Below are 2035 nucleotides of genomic sequence, written 5' to 3' on the forward strand. Positions count from 1 at the left end.
AAGGTACCTACTCGGTAAAAGAACTGGGGTCTGGGGCAAAGCCCCAGATATCAAAATAAAATTATTTAAGTATATAATAAATCTTTAATCTTTTTTGTAATATCTCTGCATTATATCGTCAAATATTTTTGCCGCTTCAAATATAATATAATCGCAGCCGTCTATAGGGTCTCTATATTCTTCTTTCAAAGGCGTACAATCTGTATGCGAAGTTAATTCTTTAAACCTACTGACAAACTCAAATTCCAACTCCTTTAAAAAAGTGCTTTCATGTCCTCTCTCTATAATAAAAGCCTTAGAAAAAGCCATAATAGCTCCTGTTAATATACCGCAAGTAAGTCCTAACCCCATACCACCACCAAAACCAGCAGCAAGTTTTAAATCACTTTTATCTATACCTAAATTATAAACAGTATTAGCTCCATAAAGCATTTTCTCTGCACAATTTAAATCTTCTTCTTTTCCAAATCCATTATATAAATATTCGTATAAAGTCATAAATCACTTCTTAAAATTTTATTAAAGTAGAGCCCCAAGTAAGTCCAGCACCAAAAGCAGTAAGTAAAACATAATCGCCTTTTTTTATAGCATTCTTTTCAAAGGCCTCTGTAAATGCTATACCCACACTTGCAGCAGATGTATTGCCGTATTTCTGTATATTAACATAAAACTTACTATCATCAAAATCTAACTTTTTAGCAACAGCATTCATTATTCTGGTATTGGCTTGATGTGTTATTATAAGCGATAAATCATTTAATTCTAAATTAGCACTTTTTACAGTCTTTCTTATAGTTTCATCAAATGTAGTAACCGCTTTCTTAAAAACCTCTGTTCCTTCCATAGTTATGCTATTAAGTTTATCTTCAACATTTTTTTCTGTGATAGGTTCAGCACTTCCGCCACCTTTAACAATCAATATCTCATCATTAGGCTCACTTCCTATGTCTGTAGCTATTATTACTCCGCTTTCATCATCTTCTCTAGCTTCAATCAAAGCCGCACTAACTCCGTCACCAAAAAGTATTGCAGTAGACCTATCTTCCCAATTTATTATATCGCTGCATTTCTCTGTTGCCACAATTAAAACCTTCTTACATTCTCCGCTCTCTACAAGTGAAGCTGCAGTATTAAGTGCATATATGTATCCAGAACAAGCCGCTGATATATCAAAAGCAAGGCATGAATTTTTTATATTGAATTCTTTTTGTATAAGTCCAGCTGTAGAAGGAAATGTATATGATTTTGTTGAAGTAGCTACTATTACAGCATCTGCATCACTTATATTTTCATTTTTTTCTATTAGTTTTTTTACAGCTTTTATGGCCATATTTGCAGAGCTTTCATTTTTATCTGCTATTCTCCTTTCTTCTATTCCTGTTCTAGTTACTATCCAATCATTATTTGTATCTAATGTTTTTTCTAAATCATAATTTGTTAATATATTTTCTGGTAAATATGAAGATAAATTTTTTATACAAGCTTTCATTAATAATTTAACCCTCTCATTCTTAATAAATTAAAAAATAGATTAAAAGATTATATATTAAAATAAAAATTAAAGATAGTTTTTTAATATTATATTTTATTGACAATAGTCTTTATTGTAGTATAATATCGTGAAAATTAGGTAAAATTATATGAAACAAAGATTTTATAAGTTTTTATATTATGTAATTTTATATCAAAATTAGAAATATTGTGTTTAATGAATTATATTTTCTTCAAGGACTAATACATGAAAAATAAAAAACTTTCTATTACCATATATTTAATATTAGTTATAATAGTATTTATATCAATAATTATATTAAATATTTTAGGTAAAAAAGAAAGAGTAGGATATTTATCAGATTTTAATTTGAATATAGATAAAACTTTACAAATTAATGGATTAAATATAGAAGAAACTGGAAAATCATTTGAGATAGAAGATAAGTTAGATGAAACTAGTATTACTAACTATATTTTTACTAATAACTCTATAACAAATTATAGTTATGGTTTTAGAATAAAATATTATAGTAAAGTATTT

Annotated in this window: 2 protein-coding genes and 1 pseudogene; 1 reads left to right on the forward strand and 2 read right to left on the reverse strand. The window is 27.6% G+C overall.

From position 1 onward, the window contains the following. Nucleotides 1-84: 84 nt before the first annotated feature. Nucleotides 85-498, reverse strand: coding sequence for a C-GCAxxG-C-C family protein (locus E6A48_RS00005; protein ID WP_219676870.1), 414 nt, complete (start codon nucleotides 496-498; stop codon nucleotides 85-87). Nucleotides 499-508: 10 nt separating this feature from the next. Beyond that, the gene (locus tag E6A48_RS00010) at nucleotides 509-1489 is read right to left on the reverse strand and encodes a beta-ketoacyl-ACP synthase III (protein WP_219708015.1); all 981 of its coding nucleotides are present in this window, start codon (nucleotides 1487-1489) and stop codon (nucleotides 509-511) included. A 249-nt stretch (nucleotides 1490-1738) separates the two neighbouring features. Between E6A48_RS00010 and E6A48_RS00015 the strand changes: the two are divergent. Further along, a pseudogene (locus tag E6A48_RS00015) lies at nucleotides 1739-2035 on the forward strand (hypothetical protein); the annotation flags it as partial.

Source organism: Brachyspira pilosicoli, assembly GCF_019402445.1.
Taxonomy (GTDB): Bacteria; Spirochaetota; Brachyspiria; order Brachyspirales; family Brachyspiraceae; genus Brachyspira; species Brachyspira pilosicoli_B.

Coding starts and splice junctions, on each gene's coding strand:
- E6A48_RS00010 (WP_219708015.1), bottom strand. CDS start 1,489: ATGAAAGCTTGTATAAAAAATTTATCTTCATATTTACCAGAAAATATA.
- E6A48_RS00005 (WP_219676870.1), bottom strand. CDS start 498: ATGACTTTATACGAATATTTATATAATGGATTTGGAAAAGAAGAAGAT.